This is a genomic window from Planotetraspora kaengkrachanensis (genome assembly GCF_016862895.1).
Classification (GTDB): Bacteria; Actinomycetota; Actinomycetes; order Streptosporangiales; family Streptosporangiaceae; genus Planotetraspora; species Planotetraspora kaengkrachanensis.
On sequence record NZ_BONV01000015.1, the window covers coordinates 73,667 to 96,211 of the forward strand.

General features: G+C 71.2%; 17 protein-coding genes. 9 read left to right on the forward strand and 8 right to left on the reverse strand.

What is annotated here, in order from left to right; genetic code table 11:
- Positions 1–135: 135 nt before the first annotated feature.
- Complete coding sequence (locus Pka01_RS18495) at positions 136–2,208, reverse strand: DNA gyrase/topoisomerase IV subunit B (RefSeq protein ID WP_203884040.1); 2,073 nt, start codon at positions 2,206–2,208, stop codon at positions 136–138.
- Between the two features lie 245 nt (positions 2,209–2,453).
- Here Pka01_RS18495 and Pka01_RS18500 point away from each other — a divergent pair, with 245 nt between their 5' ends.
- Complete coding sequence (locus Pka01_RS18500; RefSeq protein WP_203884041.1) at positions 2,454–2,687, forward strand: DUF7455 domain-containing protein; 234 nt, start codon at positions 2,454–2,456, stop codon at positions 2,685–2,687.
- 52 nt (positions 2,688–2,739) lie between these two features.
- Here Pka01_RS18500 and Pka01_RS18505 read toward each other — a convergent pair whose 3' ends face one another.
- Positions 2,740–3,477, reverse strand: a complete 738-nt coding sequence (locus Pka01_RS18505) for a GNAT family N-acetyltransferase (protein ID WP_203884042.1) — start codon at positions 3,475–3,477, stop codon at positions 2,740–2,742.
- Between the two features lie 86 nt (positions 3,478–3,563).
- Here Pka01_RS18505 and Pka01_RS18510 point away from each other — a divergent pair, with 86 nt between their 5' ends.
- Positions 3,564–4,310 carry a YaaA family protein gene (locus Pka01_RS18510; protein WP_203884043.1) on the forward strand — a complete coding sequence of 249 codons (747 nt, stop codon included), beginning with the start codon at positions 3,564–3,566 and terminating at the stop codon, positions 4,308–4,310.
- A 175-nt stretch (positions 4,311–4,485) separates the two neighbouring features.
- On the opposite strand, the gene Pka01_RS18515 is transcribed toward Pka01_RS18510, so the two are convergent.
- The 3 genes from Pka01_RS18515 to Pka01_RS18525 all read right to left on the reverse strand — a co-directional run bounded on the left by Pka01_RS18515 (position 4,486) and on the right by Pka01_RS18525 (position 9,266).
- Positions 4,486–6,213, reverse strand: a complete 1,728-nt coding sequence (locus tag Pka01_RS18515) for an RNA polymerase sigma factor (RefSeq protein ID WP_203884044.1) — start codon at positions 6,211–6,213, stop codon at positions 4,486–4,488.
- 217 nt (positions 6,214–6,430) lie between these two features.
- The gene (locus Pka01_RS18520) at positions 6,431–8,521 is read right to left on the reverse strand and encodes a SpoIIE family protein phosphatase (RefSeq protein ID WP_203884045.1); all 2,091 of its coding nucleotides are present in this window, start codon (positions 8,519–8,521) and stop codon (positions 6,431–6,433) included.
- A gap of 178 nt (positions 8,522–8,699) precedes the next feature.
- A complete protein-coding gene (locus Pka01_RS18525) occupies positions 8,700–9,266 on the reverse strand; it encodes an HhH-GPD-type base excision DNA repair protein (RefSeq protein ID WP_203884046.1) in 567 nt (188 codons plus the stop codon).
- 100 nt (positions 9,267–9,366) lie between these two features.
- Here Pka01_RS18525 and Pka01_RS18530 point away from each other — a divergent pair, with 100 nt between their 5' ends.
- The 5 genes from Pka01_RS18530 to Pka01_RS18550 all read left to right on the forward strand — a co-directional run bounded on the left by Pka01_RS18530 (position 9,367) and on the right by Pka01_RS18550 (position 13,724).
- Complete coding sequence (locus Pka01_RS18530) at positions 9,367–9,612, forward strand: hypothetical protein (RefSeq protein WP_373318165.1); 246 nt, start codon at positions 9,367–9,369, stop codon at positions 9,610–9,612.
- Positions 9,613–9,761: 149 nt separating this feature from the next.
- Complete coding sequence (locus tag Pka01_RS18535; RefSeq protein ID WP_239115124.1) at positions 9,762–11,261, forward strand: hypothetical protein; 1,500 nt, start codon at positions 9,762–9,764, stop codon at positions 11,259–11,261.
- 209 nt (positions 11,262–11,470) lie between these two features.
- Entirely contained in the window at positions 11,471–12,235 is a 765-nt protein-coding gene (locus Pka01_RS18540; RefSeq protein ID WP_239115100.1) for a LamB/YcsF family protein, read from the forward strand.
- Complete coding sequence (locus Pka01_RS18545) at positions 12,232–12,855, forward strand: 5-oxoprolinase subunit B family protein (RefSeq protein ID WP_203884049.1); 624 nt, start codon at positions 12,232–12,234, stop codon at positions 12,853–12,855. Before Pka01_RS18540 ends, Pka01_RS18545 begins: the two co-directional genes overlap by 4 nt.
- The gene (locus Pka01_RS18550; RefSeq protein WP_203884050.1) at positions 12,852–13,724 is read left to right on the forward strand and encodes a 5-oxoprolinase subunit C family protein; all 873 of its coding nucleotides are present in this window, start codon (positions 12,852–12,854) and stop codon (positions 13,722–13,724) included. The genes Pka01_RS18545 and Pka01_RS18550 overlap by 4 nt, the downstream gene beginning before the upstream one ends.
- On the opposite strand, the gene Pka01_RS18555 is transcribed toward Pka01_RS18550, so the two are convergent.
- The 3 genes from Pka01_RS18555 to Pka01_RS18565 all read right to left on the reverse strand — a co-directional run bounded on the left by Pka01_RS18555 (position 13,714) and on the right by Pka01_RS18565 (position 19,813).
- Complete coding sequence (locus Pka01_RS18555) at positions 13,714–15,411, reverse strand: ABC transporter family substrate-binding protein (RefSeq protein WP_203884051.1); 1,698 nt, start codon at positions 15,409–15,411, stop codon at positions 13,714–13,716. The genes Pka01_RS18550 and Pka01_RS18555 overlap by 11 nt on opposite strands.
- A 118-nt stretch (positions 15,412–15,529) precedes the next feature.
- Positions 15,530–17,881: an AAA family ATPase gene (locus Pka01_RS18560; RefSeq protein ID WP_203884052.1), complete on the reverse strand. Its 2,352-nt coding sequence runs from the start codon at positions 17,879–17,881 to the stop codon at positions 15,530–15,532.
- 57 nt (positions 17,882–17,938) lie between these two features.
- Positions 17,939–19,813 (reverse strand): tetratricopeptide repeat protein, encoded by a 1,875-nt coding sequence (locus tag Pka01_RS18565; RefSeq protein WP_239115101.1) that lies wholly within the window; start codon positions 19,811–19,813, stop codon positions 17,939–17,941.
- Between the two features lie 240 nt (positions 19,814–20,053).
- Here Pka01_RS18565 and Pka01_RS18570 point away from each other — a divergent pair, with 240 nt between their 5' ends.
- Both Pka01_RS18570 and Pka01_RS18575 read left to right on the forward strand, forming a co-directional pair.
- Positions 20,054–21,586, forward strand: coding sequence for an MFS transporter (locus tag Pka01_RS18570; protein ID WP_239115102.1), 1,533 nt, complete (start codon positions 20,054–20,056; stop codon positions 21,584–21,586).
- A gap of 75 nt (positions 21,587–21,661) precedes the next feature.
- Positions 21,662–22,480: a DoxX family protein gene (locus Pka01_RS18575; protein ID WP_203884055.1), complete on the forward strand. Its 819-nt coding sequence runs from the start codon at positions 21,662–21,664 to the stop codon at positions 22,478–22,480.
- Positions 22,481–22,545: the final 65 nt, after the last annotated feature.

A 22,545-nucleotide genomic window follows, 5' to 3' on the forward strand; every position in this document is an offset into this window, starting at 1 on the left:
GGCACCGGACCTGCCGGAAGAAGGGTTCACCGCGGCTCCGGTAGTACTTCCGGCCGGTTCGCGCGCGTCCCCGTCGGGTGAGGCCCGTCGGGCCGCGTCACGGGGGGAAGAGCCCCGGTGACGCGGCCTCTGCGACTAGGCGTCGATGTGGTCGCGGTCGACCTCGGCCGCGTTGCCGACGATGAACTCGCGCCGCGGGGCGACGTCACTGCCCATCAGAAGGTCGAAGATCCGCTCGCCCTCCTCGACGTCCTCGATCCTGACGCGGCGCAGGACGCGGTGGCGCGGGTCCATGGTGGTCTCGGCCAGCTGGTCGGCGTCCATCTCGCCCAGGCCCTTGTAGCGCTGGATGGGGTCCTTCCAGCGCTTGCCCCGCCGCTCCAGGTCGCGCATGACCTTCTGGAGCTCGGCGTCGGAGTAGGTGTAGACGTACTTGTCCTGGCCCTTGCCGGGGTTGGTGACCTCGATGCGGTGCAGCGGCGGCACCGCGGCGAATACCCGGCCGGCCTCGACCATGGGCTTCATGTACCGGTGGAAGAGGGTCAGCAGCAGGCAGCGGATGTGCGCGCCGTCGACGTCGGCGTCGGCCATCAGGATGACCTTGCCGTAGCGGGCCGCCTCGATGTCGAACGACCTGCCCGATCCCGCTCCGACCACCTGGATGATCGCGGCGCACTCCGCGTTCTTGAGCATGTCGGCGACGGACGCCTTCTGCACGTTGAGGATCTTCCCCCGGATGGGGAGCAACGCCTGGAACTCCGAGTCGCGGGCCAGCTTCGCCGTGCCGAGCGCGGAGTCTCCCTCGACGATGAACAGCTCGCTGCGGTCGATGGCGTCGCTCCGGCAGTCGACCAGCTTGGCGGGGAGCGCCGAGTTCTCCAGGGCCGACTTGCGGCGCTGGTTGTCGCGGTGCTCACGGGCGGCGATGCGGGCCTTGGCCGCGGCCACGACCTTCTCGAGCATCGCCCGCAACTGCTGCTTCTGCCCGCGCTTGGGATTGGCGAACTGGGCCTTGAGCTCGCGTGCGACCACGTGGCCCACGATTCGGGTGGCCGCGGAGGTGCCGAGCACCTCCTTGGTCTGCCCCTCGAACTGCGGCTCGGGAACGCGGACGGTCACGACGGCCGTCAGGCCTTCGAGGATGTCCTCCTTCGTGACCGGGTCGTCGCCGTTCTTGAGCAACCGGGTCTCGCGAAGCTGCTCGTTGATCGTCCGGACCAGGGCGCGCTCGAAGCCCGCCACGTGGGTGCCGCCCTTGGGGGTGGCGATCACGTTGACGAACGAACGCACGGTCGTCTCGTAGCCCTTGCCCCACCGGAGCGCGACGTCGACGCTGAGCTCGCGCTCGACCTCGGTGGAGGTCATGTGGCCCTGCTCGTCGAGGACCGGGACGGTCTCGTGGAAGTGCCCGGCGCCCTGCAGCCTCAGCACGTCGCACACCGCCTCGTCCCGGGCGAGGAAGTCGGTGAACTCGCCGATGCCGCCGTCGAAGCGGTAGGACTCCTCGACGGGCTCCTCGCCCCGGGAGTCGCGCAGCGTGAGGGACAGGCCCGGCACCAGGAACGCCGTCTGGCGCAGCCGGACGTGGATCTCGTCGACGGAGACCTCGGCCTCGGGCAGGAAGATCTGCCGGTCGGTCCACCAGCGCACCCGCGTGCCGGTGGACTTCCTCCCGGCCGGCCCGCCGTCGCGCAACCCCGACTTCTTGCGGAACTTGGCCGTCGGGCCGTCGCCGTCGAAGGCGCCGGCCACGCCCCGGCGGAAGCTGATCTCGTGTGTGCGACCGTCGCGGTCGACATGGACGTCCAGGCGCGAGGACAGCGCGTTGACGACGGAGGCGCCCACGCCGTGGAGGCCGCCGGACGCGCCGTAGGAGCCGCCACCGAACTTGCCGCCCGCGTGCAGCTTGGTGTAGACGAGCTCGACTCCGGCGAGGCCGGACTTGGGCTCCACGTCGACGGGGATGCCTCGCCCGTCGTCGCGGACCTCGAACGAGCCGTCCGGGTGAAGTTCCACCTCGATGTGCGAGCAGTAGCCGGCGAGCGCCTCGTCGACACTGTTGTCCACGATCTCCCACAGGCAGTGCATCAGTCCGCGGGTGTCGGTGGACCCGATGTACATCCCCGGCCGCTTGCGAACGGCCTCCAGGCCTTCAAGCACCGACAGATGGCGAGCCGTATAACCCGTCTCCGCGCTAACCGCCGTCACACCGAGCTCCCACTTATCAATCGAACACGCGTACGCAGCTTACCGTCACCCACGTTTTTACGCGTACAAGCTTGCCAGGCGCAGTGGAGTCCTCCACACCAACGCTGTGATCCCCGTCACTTTGCAGATCATTCCGCTCTCGGCGTAGTTGCGGCACGGTTGGGAAGCCCCCCGTCGGGTTAGATGTTGTCCCAAGTGACTGACGCCAACGTCCCCACATGGTGGGGCGACCCGAAAGGCGATACGTGACTGGAGCTCTCGCCCCCACCAAGCCGCTGACAGCCCTGGACCGGTGCGACCGGTGCGGAGCTCAGGCCTACATCCGCGCGACCCTGCCCCTGGTAGGCGGGGAGCTGCTGTTCTGCGCCCACCACGGGCGTCAGCACGTGGCTGCCCTGCGCGACAAAGGCGCTGAGATCCAGGACGAGTCGGCCCGACTCAGTGAATCCCCCGCGACCGCCCCGGACAACGAACGCTGATCATCGAACGGTGGGGCCGGGATGAGTGGTCCCGGCCGCACCGCCGGTGTTCTCAGGGTGCGATCCGGTAGTGATAGTTCCCGGCGACGCCGAAGCCCTCGCTCTCGTACAGGGCGCGGGCTCCGGCGTTCGCCATCGTGACGACGAGGTATGCCCGGCTGGCGCCCCTGTCCCGTCCCCAGGTGAGCAGGGTGCGCAGCACGGACGTGCCCAGGCCGCGGCGCCGTGCGCCGGGGTCCACGGCCATGCAGTAGATCCCCAGCCAGTCTCCCTGCGGCACGCCACGGCCCACCGCCGTCCCGGCGCCCGCCGACGCGTAGCCCGCTGCGACGCCGCCGAGGATGCGCTCGGCCCATTCCCGCGCCGGAACCCGGCCGCCATCCGGATGCCGGCCTCCGTCCACGCGCCACCAGGTGCTCAACCACGGCTCGGACGGGCTGTCGCGGACCTCGGTGCCCGACGGGACTTCCCCGCCCCACTCCGCCAGCGGCGCCGTCATGACGACGGTGGGGTCGGCCCGCCGGTATCCACGCCGGGCGAGCTCGGGGTCCAGATCCGGCGGCGCCTCGGCGCCCACAGAGAACACGCACGGCAGGCCGAGTCCGGCGTAGAAACCCTCCGCCTCGTCGACGGCCCGGGACAGGTCCCGCCGCTCCCCCAGCGGCAACACCGAGTTGGCCCGTTTGGTCACCCCGCCGGCGTGCCGGTAGATCCAGCCGTCCGCGTCCACCCGGTGCGGCGCGGGCCACGCCTGATCCACAAGCCGGTCGAACGGCTTCTCCTCGTCCATCCGAGGAGCGTAGTCAGCCGGGGTGACGTCCCTGGTGCTCAGGGTGCCCGCACGCCCGGGTCCGCGGCCTAATAGAGTGCGGTTTCGTGCTCATCCTGCTGCCACCCTCAGAGGGGAAGGCGCCCCGGGGGACTTCGAAACTCAGGCGGCTGAGCTTCCCCGAGCTGGCGTCCCCGCGAGAGAAGGTCCTCGACGCCCTGATCACGCTGTCCGAGTCCGGGCAGGCGCAGTCGGTGCTCGGCCTCTCGGACGGCCAGGCGGCCGCCATCGCCCTCAACCGCGAACTGCGCACGGCGCCCGGCCTGCCCGTTTCCGACCTCTACACCGGCGTCCTGTACGACAACCTGGGGCTGAGCTCGCTGCCGCCGGAGGCCAAGGCGAGGGCCACCAGGCGGATCGTGGTGTTCTCGGGGCTGTGGGGGCTGCTGAGGCTGGGCGACAGGGTGCCCCCGTACCGGCTGTCCATGAGCGTGCGGCTTCCGCCCATGGGCGGTCTGGCGGCGTTCTGGAAGCCGCACATGGCTGAGGCGCTCGATCCCGTCAAGGGCCTCGTGGTGGACCTGCGCTCCTCGACCTACGCGGCGGCCTGGCAGCCGGGCGAGCGGGCGGTCACCGTACGGGTGTTGCGTGAGGCCGCGGGTACGCGGACGGTGGTCAGCCACATGGCCAAGGCCACCCGGGGTGCCGTGGCCCGATCTCTCGTGGAGTCCCCCGACAAGATCGGCACCGCTCGGCAGCTCGCGGAGTTCCTTGCGGAGCGGGGGCACCGGGCCGAGCTGGGAAAACCACCGCGGCCCGGCAGGCCGTGGACCCTGGATGTGATCGTCAGCTGACGTCGAGCCGCTGACCCCGCCGAGCCGGGGCTGGTTAGCCGCCGGCCCGCACGTAAAGCCTCGGTGCCCGAGCACGCCCGGGCCACCTCGATCGCTCCCGTCGTCCCCGAAGGGAGTCAAGGAGCGCCGAGGCGCGCGGTGTGCGACCGCGACGTCACAGAGAGATCGAAACCGATCAGTCGAGGTAGTCCCGCAGAACCTGGGAGCGGGACGGGTGCCGGAGCTTCGACATGGTCTTGGACTCGATCTGGCGGATGCGCTCCCGGGTCACGCCGTAGACCTTGCCGATCTCGTCGAGAGTCTTCGGCTGGCCGTCGGTGAGACCGAACCTCATCGAGACGACGCCCGCCTCCCGCTCGGACAGCGTGTCCAGAACGGAGTGCAACTGCTCCTGCAGCAGCGTGAAGCTGACGGCGTCGGCCGGGACGATGGCCTCGGAGTCCTCGATCAGGTCACCGAACTCGCTGTCACCCTCCTCACCGAGAGGAGTGTGCAGGGAGATCGGCTCGCGGCCGTACTTCTGGACCTCGATGACCTTCTCCGGGGTCATGTCCAGTTCGCGGGCCAGCTCCTCCGGCGTGGGCTCCCGGCCGAGGTCCTGCAGCATCTGCCGCTGAACCCGGGCCAGCTTGTTGATCACTTCGACCATGTGGACCGGGATGCGGATGGTCCGCGCCTGGTCGGCCATGGCCCGGGTGATCGCCTGCCGGATCCACCAGGTGGCGTAGGTCGAGAACTTGTAACCCTTGGTGTAGTCGAACTTCTCGACCGCGCGGATCAGACCCAGGTTGCCCTCCTGGATCAGGTCCAGGAAGAGCATGCCGCGGCCGGTGTAGCGCTTGGCGAGCGAGACGACCAGGCGGAGGTTGGCCTCGAGCAGGTGGTTCTTGGCCCGGCGGCCGTCCTCGGCGATCCACTCGAGCTCGGCCCGGACGTCGACGGGCAACTGCTCGCCGTCGCTGGACAGCTGCTCCTCGGCGAACAGGCCGGCCTCGATCCGCTTGGCGAGCTCGACCTCCTGCTCGGCGTTGAGGAGCGGGACCTTGCCGATCTGCTTGAGGTAGTCCTTGACCGGGTCGGCCGTGGCACCCGCGGCCGCGACCTGGGCGACCGGCGCGTCGTCGTCGTCATCGGTGAGGATCAGGACCTCATCGTCGGACTGGACGACCACCTCGGCCTTCGGCTCGTCACCTTCGGCCTCGGCCTCGCCGTCGGGCTCGGCTTCCGCGTCCGACTCGCCGTCGGCGTCCGCTTCGGCCTCGATCTCGACGTCCTCGGTCTCCAGGTCGAAGTCCTCGATCTCGACGTCGCCCTCGAGGTCGAGATCTTCCTCGTCCTCGGCCACGTCGGCGGACTTGGGCTTGCCTTCGGCCTTGGTCACCTTGGACTCGGGCCCGTTGGCGGGCGCGGCCGGCTTGTCCTTGGCCGCGGGCTTGGCCCCCGGCGCGGCCTTCTTGGCGGCGGCCTGCGCGGGCTTCGCCGGAGCGGCCTTGGCGGCTCCCGGCTTGGCGGCCGGCTTCGCCGGCGCCTTCTTCGCCGCGGGCTTGTCCGCCGGCGCGGAGTCGGTCACCACGGCGGTGACGGTCTCCGGCTGCGATTCCTTGGCCGCGGCCGACTTGGTCGTCGTCTTCTTGACGGGCGCGGTGGTGCGACGCTTGGCTTGACCTCGGGACCGCTTCGGCGCAGCGGAGTCAGCAGCGGTGACCACGACGGTCACTCCCTCTTTGCTGAGGCTGCGCAGGAATCCAGCGGCGTGCGACAGCGGGATGTCCGCTTCCTCGAAGGCCTTGCGGACATCCTCGGACTCGAGGAAACCCTGCGAGCGCCCACGCTCGAGGAGCTGCTGAATCACTGGCTCGTTCAGCTCCGACGGCTTCGAGCGAGTCGAACTTGCAGGCGACACGAACACCTCTCGAACGAACGCATGACGGGAATGGACCCAGTGCTTCTTCTTTTCCGGTGGTGAGGCCGCGCGGACCGCGACATGCCATTGTGGCACGCCACGGCACGTAATACGGCCGCGTACCGCCGGTTGCCTCTCCACCCTAGGCGGACCGAGAGACTAGTGCGTACGGAAGCCGGTCACTGATACCCGAAAGCAACCGTTATGACTGATTCATTCAGTCACTCTTCGTGGCGGACGGCACATGAACTGCGAGTACCGTCACGTCGTCATCTTGCTCATACCCGGACAACATTCGGTCCACCAGGAAATCCAGCAACATATGAGGGCTGCTCACGACCTCTGGGGGCGCCTCGGCCACAACAGACGAAAGCTCGCGAAGCCCCGCATCCAGCCCCCGCTTGCGGTTCTCGACGAGACCGTCGGAGTAGAGAACGGCCGTGTGACCCGGCGGCACGCAGAACCGGAACTGCCTCCGGCTGGTGGCCCAGCCGAGCGGCGTCCCCGGCTCGGTCTCGTGGAGCAGCGCCGTCCCCTGGGGCGAGACCAGCAGGGGCGGCGGGTGGCCGGCCAGTGCCAGCGTGCCCTCTCCCGTGGCGGGCTCGACGACCATGTAGGCCAGCGTGGTGACCTGCTCCTCCTCCTCGGTGGCCTCGAAGACCCGGTCGAGACCGGTGAGGACGGCGGCGGGCGGCGGGTTGGTCAGCGCGAGAGCCCGCATCGCGTTGCGGATGCGGCCCATTCCCGCGGCGGCCTTGACGCCCTTGCCCATGACGTCGCCGACGACGGCCGCGACACGCCCGTCCTGCAGGACGAACGCGTCGTACCAGTCGCCGCCGACCTGGACGTGGCGCGAGCCCGAACGGAACCGCTGAGCCAGCTCCAGGCCCCGGACGACGGGCAGCCGGTCGGGCAGGAGGCTCCGCTGGAGCGTCTCGGCCGTCCGGTGCTCACGCTCGAACAGCGTCGCCCGCTCGACGGCGAGCGCGCACTGGCCCGCGAGGGCCTCCAGGAAGACGCCGTCCTCCTGCGAGATCTTCTGCGGGCGGGTGAAGGAGAACCGCAGCGCGCCGAGGGCGCGGCCCGCGGCCAGCAGCGGGAGGCCGACCCAGGCGCGCTCGTCGGTGTGCTTGAGGAAGCCCAGGATCTGCTCCTCCTCCGCGCCGGCGTCGACCAGCTTGGTGCGGAGGCTGTCCGGCGACTCGGCGAAGACCGGGCGGCGACTGTTGACCGCGATGGTCATCACGCTGGACTGGGACAACAGGATGTCCTCTCCCGGCGCGCCGGGCGCGTCGGGGATGCCACCGCTGTTGATCACCTTGAGCGTGGCCCGGTCGGGGTCGAGCAGCGCGACCGCTGAGTGGTCGGCGGCCAGGGCCGTGCGGCCGACGTCGATGATGACCTGCACCACCTGCTCGACGGTGAGGGCCTCGGCCAGCAGCGCCGTCGCGCCCTGGAGCCTGGCGGTGCGCAGGGCCGCGGCGCCGAGCTGGTCGGTCAGGCGGCCCCGCATCTCCTCCGCCTCGCGCTGCGGCGTGACGTCGGAGTTCGCGCCGACCCACTCGACCACCCGGCCGTGCCGGATGATCGGCACGGCGCGGACCTCGAAGTGCCGGTAGCCGCTCGCCCGGGTGCGGACCCGGTAGCTCCACTCGAACATCGTCCGGCCGCGCAGCGCCTCGCGCCACGCCTCCTCGGCGCCGGGACGGTCGTCGGGGTGTACGGCCTCGAGCCAGCCGTGGGCGAGGTACTCCTCCAGCCCCTGGCCGGTGATCGCCCGCCACTGCGGCGCGTCCTCGACGACGCTGCCGCTCGGGGAGGTGATCCACACGAGCTGCTGCTGCGACTCGACGAGCGACCGGTACCGCTCCTCGCTGCGCCGCAGGTCCTCCTCGGTCATCTGCCGCTCGGTGAGGTCGATGCCGAACAGGGCGACACCCACCACGCCCTCGTCGCCGTGCATCGGGTAGAACGACACCGCCCAGTGGCGGCTGTCGCCGTTCTCCGCCCTGGTCCTGATCCGCTGGTCGGTGACCGGCAGGCCCTCCTCACCGATTCGCCGCAGGGCCGAGTCGATGAGCGCCGTGAGATCGGCGGCGAGAAGTTCCGCGGGGCGGCGGTCGAGATGCCGCTCGACGGGAAGTCCGGTCAGTTCAGTAAATGTGGAATTAACTCGGACAAATCGACCAGATGGGTCGAAAAAGGCAAAGGCAAACGGAGCCTCCGACATCAGACCTCTGAAGAGGTCGGAGTCTGAGATGTCCAAACCGGACTCCCGGGGCCGGGGCACGGAGGTTTCGGCGCTCATGGTCGGCACCTCCGTCGCGTGCCAGGCTCTCCCACGAGGCACATCTCCATAACTGTGATTGGTAGCGCAGATCTGCCCTACATCATCGGCGATGGGCATGTGCGGACGGAAGCCCCGCCCGCCATACGGTCAACGCATCCTGTCAAAAGACCGGCACCCCGCGCAGGAAGATCCGGGCTTACTTCTTCGCCGCCCGCTTCGCTTCCTGTTTGGTCGCGCGGACCAGTTCCAGACTGCCGGCGTCGACGACGTCGGCCACCGACCGGTGCACGCCCTCCTCGCCGTACGGCCCCGCCGCCTCACGCCACCCCTGCGGCCGGACACCGACTTGCTTGCCCAGCAGTGCCACGAAGATCTGTGCCTTCTGCCGCCCGAATCCGGGCAGCGCCATCAATCTGCGCAGCAGTTCGGCACCGTCGCCGACATCTTCCCACACCCCGTCGGCCGAGCCGTCGTAATGCTCGACCAGGTAGGCCGCGAGCTGCTGGATCCGGCCCGCCATCGACTTCGGATAGCGATGAACCGCGGGCTTGACCGCCAGCAGATCCGCGAACTGCGCAGGATCATAGGAGGCGACCTCCCGCGCGTCCAAGTCACCGCCCATCCTGTCGGCGATGGCCCGGGGCCCCGAGAACGCCCATTCCATCGGGATCTGCTGGTCGAGCAGCATGCCGATCAGAAGGGCGAGAGGGCTGCGGCCGAGCAACTCGTCGGCCTGCGGTTGTTGTGCGAGCTGGATCCGCATGCGACCAGCTTTGCATGCGACGTCATCAAAGGGTTGACAGTCGCCCGGAAAGAGGTGGAATAAGGGGCGGCAGGACCCCATTGAGCGAGGATTGCAGCCTATGCCCGCACTCGCAATGCGTGTCAGTGGCGGCCCGTCCGCGGACGCCGAGCTCCGCGGACTCGTGATCGCCCGGCTGGCCGCCGAATTCCTGAGCATCCCCGTGAGCTCCATCAACCGGTGTGTCACGGACGTGTCCGCGTGCGCCGGCCACCTGGGACTCGAGGTGACTCCCGAGATCGTCGAGCGGGTCGCCCGCGAGCACCTGCTCGGAAGGGTCAACTCCGCACCGCCTCCCCGCACATAACGGGGACGTCACCGGCCCGCGTTCCTGATGCCTTCGGGCCCGGGAATGCGAGAAGGTGGGAGCGTGAGCGAGCGGAGCGAGTTCTCGTGAGTCGTCGGCACCGGCGAGATCCCAGGGAGACCCGGCCGCCGGACGACGTTTTCGCGGAGATGTTGCTGGCGGCCAGGGAACTGCTGGCCGTACGCAGCCCGCTCGACGCCGAGCTCATGGTGTCCGACATGCTCGGCGCCTGGTGGGGACGGCGGCTGCGCGGCGGCGACGTCGAGCAGATACTCGGCGAGGGCCTCGTCGACTACGCGGCCAAGGCCGGCACCCCCGCGGCGCTGACGCTGCTCGTGTCCGTCGCCTATCTCGGCACCGCCCGCCAGGCCGCCAAGGCCGAGGGCGCCGCGCTCGCGCTGATGGAGTCCGACGTGGCCAGGCCGCAGTGGGCCGACCGCGTCGGCGCGGTCAAGCCCGCCGGCTGCTATGTCTCCCGGGACGTCTACGGCGACCAGGACACCGTCGTGTGCACCTTCGCCTACAACGGGCAGGACACGCACGCCCTGGTCATGGTGGTCGACTACAACATGGGCGGCATGGCCCGGGACGCGTGGGTGTCGTCGCAGGTCGACAAGCTGCTCGAGCAGGCCAGGCAGGAGGCGTCGGGGAACGCGCTGCTCCGCTTCGAGGAGATCGAGCCCCAGCAGGCCCGTGCGCTCCTGGACTTCGCCATGAAGGCCACCGGGGCCGCCCAGGGGAGAAAGGCACCCCAGCTCGTCAGCGACAGCTACAGCGCCTACCACGCCTTCGCCAGGTCGCGGATCAAGGCGCTGCCGCCGGGACGGCTGCGGCCGGCTCCGGCGCACACGGAGGCCCCCTACAGCCGGGACCGCCGTGCCATGCTCGCGGCCGAGTTCCTCGCCTCCGACGCGGCGGAGAACCTGTCCGACCCCTCGGCGGCCTCGCGGTGCGCCGACCACATCATCGACTACGGCTGCGACCAGGACTTCGGCCGGCCGATGCGGGTCAGCCCCACCAAGTGCGAGACGTTCCTGCTCGACTGGCTGCCGCGCAAGGTCCTGCTCTCCCCCGCCGAGCAGGACGCCATCCCGCACGTGTTGTCGGCCTGGGTCCGCTTCGCCGGACCGCGCATCGGCCTGCCCGAGGAGGGGATCCGGGCCACCCTGGACGCGGTCTGGGAGGCGACGGCGCGGTTCACCGAGGCCTACCGGGACCCGACGTCGTTCGGCCTCGACCCCTCCCTGGTGCGGCGGCTGCTGCCCGACGGCGACCTGTCCGCCCTCGCCAGGCGCGCGTTCGCCTTCCCGCTCCTCCAGGGCATGCGGGGCTCGACCGACCTGGACCTGCTCAACCCGTCGGACGACGCGGACCGGCGCATCCTGCTCGAGATCGACCACGCGGACGAGCTGAGCAGGCACGACCTCGAGGAGCACCTCGCCTGGCATGAGGAGATCGCGGGCCGGCTCTGGGTCGGAGACCCTCCACAGCTGTGGGAGGCGGCCCAGCGCATGATCGATCTCGGCCACGACCGGCACGACGTGCTGCACATCCTCATCGAGATCGCCGAGCGGATCGGCGACCATCCCGACGAGCTGGCCGCGGCCCTGGACGACATCGCCGACATCCCGGACGAACCACCGGTCTGACCCGCGCCCGGACCGATCTGCGGCAGGATTGGTGATGCGAGGGGCGTGACGATGCCCGGGCCGGGGAGCGCCCGCGGCGAGAGGCGGACGGGCACGCGACGAGGGCGGCGGTCATCGCGGTCCACCGTGGTTCGGCGCGCGCCTCCGGCACGATCACCGCCTCCAAGGCGCCCCTGAGCCCTCCGAGCGGAGCGAGGACCATGAACGCAATGATCGATCTGAACGCGGACCTCGGCGAGGGCTTCGGGGTCTGGAGGCTCGGCGACGATCTCGCCCTGCTCGACGTCGTGACGAGCGCGAACGTGGCGTGCGGATTCCATGCGGGGGACCCGCTCATCATCAGGAGGACCTGCGCCGCCGCCGTGGACCGGGGCGTGGCCGTCGGGGCCCAGGTCTCCTACCGGGACCTCGCCGGCTTCGGCCGCAGGGAGATGCAGGTCGACCCCGAGGAGCTCTGCGCCGAGGTGCTCTACCAGGTCTCGGCCGTCGACGGGATCGCCAGGGCCATGGGCGGCATGGTGTCCTATGTGAAGCCGCACGGAGCCCTCTACAACCGGGCCTGCTGGGACGTCGAGCAGGCGGAGGCAGTGGCCGCCGCCGTCGCCGACTACGTCCCATCGGCGGGCCGTCCCCTGCCGGTGCTCACGCTGCCGGGATCGGTGCTGCACGAGGTCGCCGCCAGGTACGGCGTGCCCACCGTGAGCGAGGCGTTCGCCGACCGGGCCTACACCCCGTCGGGCACGCTCGTGCCGCGGAGCGAGCCCGGCGCCGTCCTGCACGACCCGGACGAGGTGGCCGCCCGCGCGGTCAGGATGGCCCGTAAGGGGACGGTGACCGCCGTCGACGGCACCGAGGTGCGGATCGACGCCCGGTCCGTCTGCGTCCACGGGGACACCCCCGGCGCCGTGGCGCTCGCCGAGGCCGTCCGCAAGGCCCTGACGGGAGCGGGCGTCACGATCGAGGCCTTCGCATGACGATCCGGCGGGCGGGTGAGCACGCCCTGCTGGTGGAGACGGGCTCGCCCGCCGTCGCCCACCGCCTGGACGCGCTCCTGCGCGCCGACCGCCCCGCGCACGTCGAGGAGATCGTGCCCGGCCAGGAGACCGTGCTGGTCGTCGCTCCGGACGCCGACCAGGAGCGTCTGGAGTCGCGGCTGGCCGGCCTGCTCGCGTCGGCGGCGGCCGCCGGTCCGCGGGAGGACGAGGCGGGGGCCGCGGCCGGGACCGTCGAGATCCCCGTGGTGTACGACGGCGAGGACCTCGAGTCCGTGGCGGCGCTGACCGGCCTCGGCGCCGACGACGTGATCGCGCTGCACGCGGGCTCGGAGTTCGTCGTGGGGTGGCTCGGCTTCGCCCCCGGGTTCGCCTACCTCCTCGGGCTCGACCCGCGACTGCACGTGCCGCGTCTCGACGCACCGCGCACGTCGGTCCCGCCGGGCTCGGTGGCGATCGCCGGCCCGTACTCCGCCGTCTACCCCTCGGCTTCCCCCGGCGGATGGCGGCTGCTCGGCCGTACGGACCTGCGGGTCTGGGACGTGGCCGCCGATCCCCCGGCGAAGCTGCCGCCGGGCACGCGGGTCCGGTTCGTTCCATGATCGAGATCGTGGCGCCCGGGCCGTACGCGACCGTCCAGGACCTCGGCAGGCCCGGCTACGCCCATCTCGGCGTGCCGCGCTCCGGGGCCGCGGACGCCCCCAGCCTGCGGCTGGCCAACCGGCTGGTCGGAAATCCCGAGTCCGCGGCGGGGATCGAGTTGACCTTCGGGGGCGCGGTGCTGCGCTTCGGGGTCAACGCGTGGATCGCCCTGGCCGGGGCGCCCTGCCCGGTGGAGGCCGGCAGACGGCCCGCGGGCATGTGCGCGCCCGTCTGGGTCCCCCAGGGCGGCACGGTCAACGTCGGCGCACCGCGCGAGGGCCTGCGGACGTACGTCGCGGTGCGGGGCGGGATCGCCGTTGAGCCGGTGCTGGGCAGCCGGTCGACGGACTCGCTGTCGGGGCTCGGCCCGCCGGTGTTGCGCGCGGGGACGGTCCTTCCCGTCGGCGACGCCGGGCCGCAGGCCGCGATCAGGGTGGACTCCGCCGTCCAGGGGCCGTTCTCCCCGGGCCCTTCCGTCCGCGTCGTCCTCGGGCCGAGGGCCGACTGGTTCGCGCCCGACGCGGCCGACACGCTGCGGGCCGGGCCCTACGAGGTCGCCACGGAGACCAATCGTGTGGGCGTGCGGCTGCGGGGGGCCGCCCTGGAGCGGGCCCGCGAGGGCGAGATCCCCAGTGAGGGGATGCCGCTGGGGGCCGTCCAGGTTCCCCCGGACGGCCGGCCCATCGTGTTCCTCGCCGACCATCCGACGACGGGCGGCTACCCGGTGATCGGCGTGGTGGCGGCGCGCGACGTCCCGCTGGTCGCGCAGTTGCGACCCGGCGACCGGCTGTGGTTCCGGCCGGTGCCGGGCCGCGGCGTCAGGACGTGAATCCGATGTCGGCGTACTTGAGGTCGTAGAACCCGTTGGCCCCGATGTTGGCCAGAGTGGACCGCACGGCCACGTTCTGCGGCGTCTGGTAGAGCGGAATGACGTTGACCTCCTGCCAGACCAGCTGGTCGGCCGAGTTGACGGACTCCGCGGCCTCCTCCGGGTCGAGCACGCTGCCCGCGCGGTACATCGCCTGGTCGATCTCGTGGCTGCCGGTCCGGCCCAGGTTGGAGTACCACTTCATGTCGTCGCCCTTGGCCGCCTCGCCGTTGGCGTAGACGTCGAAGGCGTTGGAGATCGGGAACGGCGTGGCCGGATACGAGAAGGCCGTGAGGTCGAAGTTGCCCGGGATCAGGTACTTGGTGAAGAAGTCGTTGAACGGCACCGTCTGGATGGTGACGCCGACCCCGATGCGCCGGAGCATGAGCCGCGTGACCTCGGCCTCGGTGTCGCTGACGCCGACCCCGGCCGGCACCACGAAACGCAGGTTCAGCGGCGTGCCGTTCTTGGCCCTCGTCTTGCCCGAGAGCTTCCAGCCCGCCTCGTCGAGCAACTGCCCGGCCCGCTGCGGGTTGTAGGCGCCGAGGTCGCCCGCGTTGCCGCGATACCCCTGCTGGCTGTTGGCCAGGAAGTGGTTGTCGAGCGTGACGGCCGGCCAGCCGAGCCCCTTCAGGTCGAGCTGCATCAGGGCACGGCGGTCGAGCGCCATCGCCATGGCCCGGCGGACCCGGATGTCGGACAGCGTCGGGCTCTCGCCGTTGAAGGTGAACTGCCGGAAGTCGGTGCCCGCGGCCTGCCGTACGACGGCGTCCCAGGCGCCCCTCGCCCGCGAGTACTCCTCGGGAGAGGCGCCGACGTCGAAGACGTCCACCTCGCCCTTGGTGAACGCGCGGACCATGTCGGCCTTCACGCCCTTGAAGACGATCTTGTCGAGCTTGGCCTTGTCGCCCCACCAGTTGTCGTCGCGGTCGAGCGTGATCGTCTTGTTCTTCCCGTCGAACGACGACAACTTGAACGGCCCGGCAGTGACGGGGATCTTGTTGACCCAGTCGGAGTTGAACGCCTCGGGCGTCGCGTTGGACGAACTCGGATACAGGGGCGAGAACAGCGACTGCCACTCGTTGAACGGCTGCGTGAGCGTGACCACCACCTCGTGGTCACTCGTCCCCCGCGCGACGCTCTGGATGTTCTCGTAGGCGATCGTGGAGTCGACGCGGAAGGCCTTGTTCTGCCCGTTCATCGCCTTCCACTGCGCCGCGTAGTCGGCCCAGGTGATCGGCCTGCCGTCCGACCACTTGGCCTTCGGGTTCAGCGTGTAGGTGATGACCTGGCGGGGCGTGGTCGCGGTGACCCGGGCGTTGGTGACGTAGTCGAGGTCGAGCGTGACCTGCCCCCTCTCGTCCGACCGGAAGGGCGTCGGCATCAGGGCGCTCATGACCGTGTCGACGCTCGTGATGTCGCCGTCGATGTGGTTCTGGTTCCACTGGACGGGGAAGTCGCCGAGCCCCCATTTCAGGGTGCCCCCGTCCTTCACCTTCTCTCGCGGCATGGGGTTGACGTCGATCGCCTTGACGGGAGACGGAGCGAGGCTGCTTCCACGCCACCCCGGGAGGTTTTCGCCCCCGCAGGCGCTCACGGATCCCAGAGCGATCAGTGCGGCCAGGGCGGCCGGCCATCGTGCTCTCAACGTGCTCTCCGATTCCTCCAGCTACTTATCGCACTTGATTAGTAGCAGAAAGTAATCACTCCGGGCATCTGGACGCGCGAGCACGGAAAACATGGACGGTCAGGAACGCTTGAGCGGGTCAGGACAATTCGTCGACCGCGCTGCGGACGTCCTCGCTGGTGATCGTCGTGAGTTCGGCGGCGTTGGCGGTTCCCACGGCCGCCAGCCGCACGTCACGCCGCAGCGCCGCCTTCTCGTACAGCGAGCGGGCGAAGCGGCCGTTGCCCAGGCCGTCGATGAGGCCCTCGCGGCAGACCCAGTCGAAGACGTCCGCGAGGTCGCGGGCCGCCGCGTCGTCGAAGCGGTCGCCGCTCTTCGACGCGGTCAGCGCGGCGATCTCGGCCAGTTCCGCGGGGGCGTACGACGGGAAGGAGACCCGCTGGTCGAACCGGGAGGCCAGGCCGGGATTGGTCGCGAGGAAGGCCTCCATCTCCCGCCGGTAGCCGGCCAGGACGATGACGACGCGGTCGCGGTCGTCCTCGGCTCGCTTCAGCAACGTCTGCACGGCCTCCGCGCCGAAGGCGTCGCCTCCGGAGTAGCCGGCGTTGACCAGGCTGTACGCCTCGTCGATGAAGAGCACCCCGCCGAGCGCCCGGTCGACGAGCTCGTTGGTCTTGATGGCGGTGGCCCCGAGGTGCTGGCCGACCAGGTCGGCGCGGGACGCCTCGACCACGTCGGGCCGGGCGAGCAGGCCCAGGGCGGAGAAGATCCGGCCGAGGATCCGGGCGACGGTCGTCTTGCCCGTACCCGGCGGGCCGACGAAGACGAAGTGTCGCATCTGCGACTGGACGGGCAGTCCCTGCTCCTGGCGCATCCGCGCCACCTTCAGCTGCGCCGCTATCGCGTGCACCTGCTGCTTGACCGGCTCGAGGCCGGCCATGCGGTCGAGGTCGGCGAGGGCGTCCTCGAGCGTGGGCGTGGCCTGGTAGCCGCGGAAGCGGGCGGTGATCTCGTTGAACGCCCGGGTGACGTCGGCGGAGACGATGGTGACGAGGTCCTCGCCGCGCGGCGCGCCGCCTGCGCTGACGACCCGCACGTCACGGGCCTGCGCGGCGGCCTCCGTCAGGCTGCGCGCGAACCTGGCGTTGCCCAGCTCGTCCACCAGGCCGCGGCGGTGCACGTCCTCGTAGAGGCGGCGGAACACCGGCCTGGCGTCGGGGGCGAGGGCGTCGCCGCGCCTGGCCTGCAACGCCTCGGTGATCTCCAGCAGCTCGGCAGGCGTGTAGCTCGGAAACCGGACCCTGCTGGCGAACCTGCTGGACAGACCGGGGTTGGACGCGAGGAAGCCGTTCATCTCCTTCTCGTAGCCGGCCAGGATGACGATCAGCCTGTCGCGGTCGTCCTCCGCCCGCTTGAGCAGGGTCTGCACCGCCTCCGAGCCGAACCTGTCCGGCTGCCCGTCTCCGGAGTTGATCAGGCTGTAGGCCTCGTCGACGAACAGGACCCCGCCGAGCGCCCGGTCGATGAGCTCGTTCGTCTTGATCGCCGTGGCGCCCAGATACTCGCCCACGAGGTCGGCCCGCTGCGCCTCCACCACGAACGGGGTCTCCAGCAGCCCGAAGGCGTAGAAGATCTTGGCCACCGTGCGGGCCACGCTCGTCTTGCCCGTGCCAGGCGGCCCGACGAAGACGAAGTGCCGCATGGGCGCCTCGTTGGCGTAGCCCGCCTCCTTGCGGAGCCTGGCCGCCTCGATGGAGGCCGCGATCGCCCGCACCTGCTCCTTGACCGGCTCCAGGCCGATCATGGCCTCCAGCTCGCCGAGCGCCTGCTCGACCGTGATGGGCGGCGGCGCGCCCTTGTCTCCGGAGGGGGCCTGGTGGCCGCCTATCCTGATCCGCTGCTGCGCGACCGGCGGCTCGCCCTCACCTCCGTCCTGCTCGTAGTCGGCCCGCACCTTGCGGGCCAGGACGAGCCGGAAGACGAGGACGCCGGCGGCGACGCCGTACGCGCTCCACAGGGAGGCGGCGGACGACAGCCACGACACCGCGAACGCGACGACGCCGGCCGGGGCGAGGGCCATGAGCGTGGTGACCCACGGCGTCACCCAGCGGATCAGGTGCGCGGCCACGGCGACGGGGACGGCGAGGAACAACAACAGGGACGGCGCGAACGACTGCGTGCCGAACACGCCGAGGAACGGCCACAGCAGCAGCCCCCAGGCGGCCATGACGAGCGCGGTCGCCGCGGCCCTCGGATAGCTGAGCGCGAGCGCGACGAAGGCCAGCACCACGACGGTGCACACGAAAGTCGTGCTCAGCGGCCAGCTCAGCGCCGCGGCCAGCCCCATGACCGCGATCAGCAGCCCGACGAACACGACACGTCTGGCGAACGGCGAAAGGCGGAAATAGCGAACGCGGACCTGTTCGAACACATCCCTTGCCGTGGTCCGTCTTAAGATCCCCGCGGACCGTGCCCTTTCGGAGTCTCGCATCGACGCCTCCCCGGTTCGCCCCCGGTTATACCGCACGGCGCGGCGCAATGGGTGGACCTAACGGGTGCGAGCCTGGTGGCGGCCGGGGTACTCCCGCATGAGGACGTGCCTCGGCGTCACGCGCAGGACGTCGTCGTCGGGCACGGCGACTCCCCTGACCTCCGCCCAGAAGCGCGGGTCGCCGACGTACAGGACGACCCGGGGGTCGCGCTCCACGGCGTCCCAGGCCTCGTCCCCTGTGATCAGCCGGAACTCCCCCGACGCGCTGACCGAGGTGACCGCGCTCACCGCGAGCGCGCGCGGGCCTCCGGGTTCGGTGTAGGCAAGCACGACGCTCCGGGAGAAGGTCGCGGCGTGCCGTACGTCGTCGCTCAGCCCCGTCGACGGGCTGACGTCGCCGGGCAGCGGCGCCGCCCGCGCGTCCGACATGACGAGGGAGGAGCGCAGGGGCCCCGGGCCGCCGCGCCACCACGCCCGCGCGGCCCGCGCGGCGAACGCGACGGCCACGACCGCCAGGGCGCCCACAGCGCCGAGCAGCGCCGCCCGGGTGACGGCGGACGTCCCCGCGGGCGCCGTTCCGGTCTCCGGCCCGGCGAGCATCGCGGCGGTCCCGCCGGCGACCCCCGCCACGACGAGTACCGCGGCCGCGCCGAGCAGCGCCGCGAACGCGAGCGCGAGCCACCGGTCGCCCCGCAGGATCACGCGCAGCGGGATCCCTCCCGAGCCGGCGCGGGCGACCCTCGACCTTCCGTACAGCAGGCCGACCGGGACGGCGAGCGCTGCCACGGCCATGAACGGCTCGCCGGTGACGTAAGGCAGCAGGGCGGCGATCCCCACCAGCCACCACGCGCGGCCGACGACGAGCCAGAGCGTCACGTCGATGTCGCGCAGGGCGGTCCTGTCGTCCGAGGCGGCGGCGAACTGCGTCAGCGCGGGGACGAGCCTGCCCCGCCAGGTCTCCACGATCAGGCGTGCCGGCGCGACCGCCGCGCCGTTGAACAGGACCAGGCCGAACGCGCCCGCCCACACGCCGTCCTCCGGCCGGGTCAGCGCCGCAGTGGGCGCGTCGGGAAGCGTCGCGATGCCGGCCACGTAGGCCGCGACGACGAGGAGGCCCACGGACACCGACATGCTGAGCCACAGGTCGCGTCCCATCATCGGGACCACGTACGGCCAGGCCCGCACGCGGCCGGCCTGCCTGATGGTGACCACCAGCACCAGGGCGAGCACCGCCGCTCCCCCTATCTGCGCCTCCCTGCGCAGATCGAAGCCGAGGCCGGCGGCCGACGCCGCGGTGAGCGCCAGCGCGAGGAGCACGCGGACCTGACGCGACCACATCACGATGGCGTGCCTGGCGCGGCCCGTGTCACGCGGATCGGCCTCCCAGGCGGGGTCGTGGTGAGCACGCGGCCGTTCCCAGCGCAGGAACGTGAGGCCGAGGTTGATCCGCGCCACCCGGTGGTCCCGCGACCGGCCGAGCGCGGCCTCGTATGCCCTGGCCGCTCTGTCGTGCTCTCCCCTGAGCAGGGCCAGATCTCCGATGAGGACGTGCGGATCCGGCTCCTCGGGCGCGAACCGGACGGCCGTGCGCGCCTGCGCCCACGCCTCGCGCCAGTGCCCGGGCACGCGGCGCAGGGCTCCTCCGAGCCGGAGCCGGGCGGCCCATGACCCCGGCGCGAGCCGGACCGCCTCGCGCGCCGCCTCGACCGCCTCCGCGTCCCTGCCGAGACGTTCGAGCGCGAGGCTCGCCAGGCGATGACCCCACTCGCCGTACGGGTCGCGGTCCACGGCCTGACGAGCCGCGTCCAGCGCCGCCTCGTGCTGGTCGCGCGCCAGTCTCGCCACCGCGACCGAGCACCAGGCCCGGGGGTCGGCGTGGTCGTGCGGGGGCGGAACCGGGGACGTGTCCCATTGATCGTTCTCGCTCCCCACCCCCGCATGATCCATTGCGGGTCGCGGCTTGCCTAGACAGCGGATATATACCTATAGCTCTCTAGAGAGACTTAAGAGGCATGACCCGATATCGGGTGGAGCTCACCGGAAGCGGCTGAGGAAGTCGCACGTGATGGCCTAAGCTGCCACGCATGTTCCAGCACCCCCAGGAGCCGTGATCCGTCTATGATCACGGTCGGGGTTGAGGCCGAGTCCGGCGCCGTCCGCGCTGGAGGCGTCGTGCATGAACACCGGGCGAACCGGTGGTGGATCCTTGTGCTGCTCTGCTTCAGCCTGCTCCTGATCGCCGTCGACGCCACAGTTCTGCACATCGCCGTACCCGCGCTGACCGCGGCGCTCGAGCCGTCCTCGGTCGAACTGCTCTGGATCATCGACATCTATTCGCTCGTCGTCGCACCGCTGCTGGTCACCTTCGGCACGCTGGGAGACAGGTACGGCAGGCGGCGCTTCGTGCTCGCCGGATACGTGGTCTTCGGACTCGCCTCGCTCGCCTCCGCGTTCGCCTGGAGCCCGCAGGCACTGATCGTCTCGCGCGCACTCCTCGGCGTCGGCGGCGCGATGATCATGCCGGCCACGCTCTCGATCATCCGGCAGGTGTTCACCGACCGCAGGGAACGCGCGATCGCGCTCGGCGTCTGGAGCGCGGTGGCGGCGGCAGGGGCGGCCGTCGGGCCGCTGGTCGGCGGCGTGCTGGTCGAGCACCTGTGGTGGGGGGCGGTCTTCCTGATCAACGTCCCCCTGCTCATCGTCGCCCTGCCGCTGGCGGTTCGGCTCCTGCCCCCGTCGGAGCGCCGCTCCGGCCATCCGTGGGACGCGCTGAGCGCCGTCCTTTCGACGCTCGGCATCCTGTCGGTCGCGTTCGGGCTCAAGGAGGCCGGCTACGGCCACACGATCGGCCGCGGCCCGTCGGCGGTCGTGTTCGTCATCGGCGTACTGCTGCTGATCTGGTTCGTCCGGCGTCAGCGCCGCCTGGCGTTCCCGCTGCTCGACATCGGGCTCTTCGCGCAGCGCGGGTTCTCGACCGGCGTGGCCTGCGTGCTGTTCGCGATCTTCGCCCTGGTGGGGCTGGAGCTGATGCTCGCCCAGTACCTCCAGCTCGTGCTCGGCCTGACTCCGCTGGCCGCCGCTGTCCGCATGCTGCCCCTGATGGTGGCCGCCATCGCGGGAGGGCTCGCGGCGGCGCACGTGCTCCAGCGGATCGGCCTGCGGGCGACGACGAGCGGAGGGCTCGCCCTCACTGCCCTGTCCCTCGTTCCCGTCCTGACCTGGGGTGTGGAGCAGCACCCGGTCATGCTCACGCTCTGCTTCGTGGGGATCGGCTTCGGGGTCGAGGTGGCGCTGCTCGCGGCCTCCGACACGATCATGGCGTCCGCCCCCGAGTCGCGCGCCGGAGGAGCGGCGGCGATCGAGGAGACGGCCTACGAGTTGGGAGCGGGACTGGGCATCGCGGTGCTCGGGACGATCACCGCGATCGTCTACGCGCCCTCGCTCGCGACGGTCCCCGGCGTGCCCGAGCCCCTGATGGCCGAGGCCCGCGAATCGCTCGCCTCCGCCGCCCACGTGGCGGCCGAGACGGGAAGCGCCGCCGGTCCTGAGCTGCTCGGCGCGGCCCGGGTCGCCTTCGTCACCGCCCTGCACTCCACGGTCGTCGTCAGCGTGGTCCTGCTCTGCATGACCGCGCTCGCCGTCGCCGTGCTGATCCCCCGGCCCGCCCCTTCGGCCCCCGAGGACGACGAACGCCTGTCCGCCTGACGACCACGCATGAGGGCGGAAGTCGCGGGGAGAGTGTCTGGGCAAGCCCCTCCGATCCCCCCAGAATGAGGAGCCGTGAAGAGAACCCTCCAAGATCTCGCGTCGCTCGCCGCCCGGATGGGCGTCGGCGGAATCTTCTTCGCCAACGGCTGGCACAAGCTGGAGGCCGGCCTCGACGCGACGGGCGTGCAGTTCGCCGCGATCGGCGCCCCCGTGCCCGACCTGTGGGCCGCGGCCACGATGCTCATCGAGCTGGTGGGCGGCACCCTGCTCATCGCGGGCCTGGTCGTGCCGGCCATCGGGCTGCTGCTGTTCGTCGAGGCCCTGGCCGTGTTCATCGTGGCGGCCGGGGACACCGGGCTGCCGCTCACCGGCGGGAGCATCGAGCTGATGGTCGCGCTCGGCGCCGCCTCCGTGCTGCTCGCGGTGGTCGGCGCGGGCCGCATCTCGGTCGACCACATGGTCGTCATCAAGCGGCGCGAGGCCGAGGAGGCCGACGACTTCGCCGCCGACGCCGAGGCCGACGCCGTGATCGCCGCGCTGCGCGAGCCCCGGCCCGGCGACGTCAGGCCCGGCCAGGGACCGGCCGCCACACAGTCCGCCGGCAAGGGCGCGGACGGCAAGGGCGCGGCCTCCGTCACCTCGCCGTCCGCCGAGCCGAAGGCGCCGCGGAGCGGAACGCCCGGGAACGCCGGCGGTACGCGGGACGCGGGAGGCACGCAGGCCGGGGAGGCGAAGACGGCCGAGGACGCCGACCGGGACGCCACCGTGCAGAAGCCGAGGATCCGCCGTCCCAAGCGGCCTGACGAGACGACCGAGAGCCGCAGCGAGGCTCCCCCGTCGAAGAAGGACGACGTCCTGGTCGCCGGTCGGCGCGCGGGCGAGAAGGGCTGACGGCCACCGGGCGCCGGCGGGAAGGGCTGACGCCCCGGGCATTAGGGGACGGCCATCGCTTCGGC